4 protein-coding genes and 1 pseudogene are annotated in these 3,362 nt (G+C 64.3%); 2 read left to right on the forward strand and 3 right to left on the reverse strand.

Going from position 1 to position 3,362, the window contains the following annotated elements:
• Positions 1-227: Bax inhibitor-1 family protein (locus JHD07_RS35940; protein ID WP_291630810.1), on the forward strand; the 227-nt coding region annotated here is incomplete at its 5' end.
• A gap of 205 nt (positions 228-432) precedes the next feature.
• The gene (locus tag JHD07_RS35945) at positions 433-963 is read left to right on the forward strand and encodes a GNAT family N-acetyltransferase (protein ID WP_291630811.1); all 531 of its coding nucleotides are present in this window, start codon (positions 433-435) and stop codon (positions 961-963) included.
• Between the two features lie 142 nt (positions 964-1,105).
• Here JHD07_RS35945 and JHD07_RS35950 read toward each other — a convergent pair whose 3' ends face one another.
• From JHD07_RS35950 to JHD07_RS35960, 3 genes and pseudogenes are all read right to left on the reverse strand, one after another.
• Positions 1,106-1,477, reverse strand: coding sequence for a DUF2794 domain-containing protein (locus JHD07_RS35950; RefSeq protein WP_291630813.1), 372 nt, complete (start codon positions 1,475-1,477; stop codon positions 1,106-1,108).
• 584 nt (positions 1,478-2,061) lie between these two features.
• On the reverse strand, positions 2,062-2,838 hold the full coding sequence (locus JHD07_RS35955) for a thioredoxin family protein (protein ID WP_291630815.1): 777 nt from the start codon (positions 2,836-2,838) through the stop codon (positions 2,062-2,064).
• A 232-nt stretch (positions 2,839-3,070) separates the two neighbouring features.
• Positions 3,071-3,362: pseudogene (locus tag JHD07_RS35960) on the reverse strand (aconitate hydratase); the annotation flags it as partial.

Below are 3,362 nucleotides of genomic sequence, written 5' to 3' on the forward strand. Positions count from 1 at the left end.
TGGCCAGCTCGATGCTGCAGTTCATCGTGTCGGTGGTCGGCGTGCTGGTGTTCTCTGGCCTCACCGCCTGGGATACGCAGCGGCTGAAGAACGACTACATCTACGGCTACGCCTCGGCCGGCGGTGACGTCGCAGAGCGTGCGGCCATTACCGGCGCGCTGTCACTGTACCTGAACTTCATCAACCTGTTCACGCTGCTTCTGCAGCTGCTCGGCCAGCGCGAGTAAGCGCAACGACGAGAGAACGGACACGAACCCCGGCCGAGAGGCCGGGGTTTTTGTTTGCGTAACACTCTCAGTCATGCCCGGGCTTGTCCCGGGCATCCACGTTCTTCGTGCCGCGGGTAAAGGCGTGGATGGCCGGGAAAAGCCCCGGCCATGACGCATGCGGAAACAGCGTTGCTCGTTGCAATACCGCTGCTATCTTCCCCCCATGTCCGCACCCGAAATCAGGCCCACCACCGAGGCCGACCTTCCCGCCATCACCGCCATCTACCAGCAGGCCGTCCGCGAGGGCACCGCGACGTTCGAGCTGGAGCCGCCCGATCTTGCCGAGATGACGCGTCGCTACCGCGCGCTGGTCGACGGCGGCTATCCCTATTTCGTCGCCATGCTCGACGGCAGCATTGCCGGCTATGCCTATGCCGGCGCCTACCGGCCGCGGCCGGCCTACCGCTTCACGGTGGAGAACTCGATCTATCTCGACCCCGCCTTCCACCGCCGCGGCGTCGGCTCGTTGCTGCTGGAACGGCTGATCACCGAATGCGAGGCGCGCGGCTTCCGCCAGATGATCGCGGTGATCGGCGATTCCGCCAATGCCGGGTCGGTCGGCGTCCACACCAGGAGCGGCTTCAAGATGATCGGCACGCATCCCAATGTCGGGCTGAAATTCGGCCGCTGGCTCGACACGGTGATGATGCAGCGCGACCTCGGCGAGGGAGCGTCCACGGTGCCGGGGAAGTAGTCCGTCCGTCATTCCGGGAGATGCGCAGCATCGAACCCGGAATCCATTGAGCGGCACATAAGGTGGATGAATGGATTCTCAGGTGCGCATTTGCGCACCAAAGTTCGCGCTGAGCGCGCCCCGGAATGACGACCGAAGGTCGTCACACCACCGCCAGCTTCCGATCGATCACCAGCAGCACCCGGTCCAGTTCATGGCCGCGGCGCAGGATCAGGCCCGTTGCCGAGATCACGCTGTACATGCCCTGCTTGCGCGCAAGGCGCGGGTCCTTCTCGATGCGGTAGATCGGCACTTCCGAGGCGCGGCGATAGACCGAGAACACGGCGCGGTCCTTCAGGAAGTCGATGGCATAGTCGCGCCACTCGCCGTCGGCGACCATGCGGCCGTAGAGATTGAGAATCCGATGCAGCTCGAGCCGGTTGAACGTCACCCGGTTCGGCTGCGCGTTCGCCGGGGCGGGGCGCGCCGCCGCGCGCTGCTCGCTCGGGTCGGCATCCTCCGACATCAGGCTCATGGGAAGCGCCTCCTCATCGCACGGCAGTGACCGCGTCCGCGAAAACCGTCCCCGGAACCGCGATCATGACAATGGCATGATCGCGCCAACCGTTCCGCGCCGCAAGGGGCTCAACCTGCCGAATCGGCGCTCGGTCAGCGCACACGCCAGGGTGGAACTCTGTCGCGACGAACCGTCACGGGATCGTTAGCAGGAATCATAGTATCGCCGCTTTTCCGCCAACCGCCTGCCGCCCTACGTTGCAAAAAGACTTGTGTGCGTTGACCCGGTCCTTTCGGTTCCGGATTCCTCAGCCCCCAGCCCCCCGGGGTCGAACAGGATCGGGTCTGTACGCACGGCAAGGAGGGACCAGCGCAAGTTGGTCCTTTTTTGTTTGTCGGGATGTTGCCGGCGCCGTCGTTCCTGGGCGTGCTTATTCTCCGAAGCGCGAAGACTGCTTCCCCTCATCCGGAGGCCCGCACGCTGGCGCGGCGTCACGAAGGATGAAAGGCCCAAGCTGTATCAGCAGGGCCTCCCATGGTTCGAGACGCGCAAGGGCGCACTCCTCACCATGAGGGTCGAGAGCAGCGTGCGACGCTGGAAAATCAATGCAGCGATGTGTACGCCGCGCCTAACATCGGGCCCGGCTTCTCGCGGCTGCCGTCCTGGACATAGACCACCGCGCCGTCGACGCCATCGCGCGTGAGGTTCTCGATCGGCACCGTCCAGCTTTCCGGACGGCCGGTCCAGTCGCCGACCTTGAGCAGGTTGCGCACCACATTGTGATAGGTGACCTGCTGTCCGCGATTTTCGCCGCGGGTGATCGCGATCGGCACCGACTTGGCGATCGAGCAGATCCAGACCTCACCGCGCGAGACCGCGGGCTCCTTGCTTGCGGCAACCGAAACGTTGATCTGCTTGCCCGAGAGCGACATCGTCACCGGCACGCTCATCACGCCGGCGCCCTTGTCGGCCTTGCCGATCGCCTTCTCAATGCCGGCGCGATCGCTGCCGATGACATGCGTCGAGCCGTTGACCACGACCTGCGGGGTGTAGACTTCGCGGTCGCCGCGCATGCGTGAATAGGCACGCTGACGTGCAGAGAAGCGCGAATCGGCCAGCGTGTCCTTCCAGCCGAGATAGTCCCAATAGTCGATCGGCATGCTCAGCGCGATGATCGACGGGTCTTTCGAGAGATCGCCGATGATCTGGTCGGCCGGCGGGCAGGACGAGCAGCCCTGCGATGTAAACAATTCGACGACGGCGCGGGGCTCAGCGTCCGCGGGGCGAATGACGGCGATGATCGCACAGATGCCGAGAGCTCCCGACCAGAGCGCGCCGGTCCAACGTGAAATCGGATGAGAAGCCGTCATTGTCGTCATGTCGAACGCCGCACACCATTGCTCGTGAAAGGGGGAATCTTATCGCCTGATGGTCACCGTAGTCTTACGGGGCGCGGTACATTCATTCATCCGGGCAACCGTCCAGGGGAAGGTTTTCCGCCGGCGAGCCCAGCTGAAGCGTACCGCAAACGCGCGAAGGCGGCCTTTGATAGGCCGCCTTCGTCAGGGCTTCTACTCACTTCGCAGTGAGCCATGGTTCACAAATCCGCGCTCAGGCCGCGAGCTTGCGCAGCACGTAGTGCAGAATGCCTCCGTTGCGGTAGTAGTCGAGCTCGTCCAGCGTATCGATGCGGCAGAGCAGCGAAACGCGCTGCAGCGAACCGTCGCCGGAGACGATCTCCGCGGTCAGCTTCTGGCGCGGCTTGAGGTCGCCGACGAGGCCCCGCAGCGTGACCTTCTCGTCACCCTTCAGGCCCAGCGACTGCCACGAGGTGCCTTCCTCGAAGGTCAGCGGCAGCACGCCCATGCCGACCAGGTTGGAGCGGTGGATGCGCTCGAAGCTC

Origin of the sequence: Bradyrhizobium sp. (assembly GCF_016462955.1) — a bacterium.
GTDB lineage: Bacteria > Pseudomonadota > Alphaproteobacteria > Rhizobiales > Xanthobacteraceae > Bradyrhizobium.

Coding starts and splice junctions, on each gene's coding strand:
- JHD07_RS35945 (WP_291630811.1), top strand. CDS start 433: ATGTCCGCACCCGAAATCAGGCCCACCACCGAGGCCGACCTTCCCGCC.
- JHD07_RS35950 (WP_291630813.1), bottom strand. CDS start 1,477: ATGAGCCTGATGTCGGAGGATGCCGACCCGAGCGAGCAGCGCGCGGCG.
- JHD07_RS35955 (WP_291630815.1), bottom strand. CDS start 2,838: ATGACGACAATGACGGCTTCTCATCCGATTTCACGTTGGACCGGCGCG.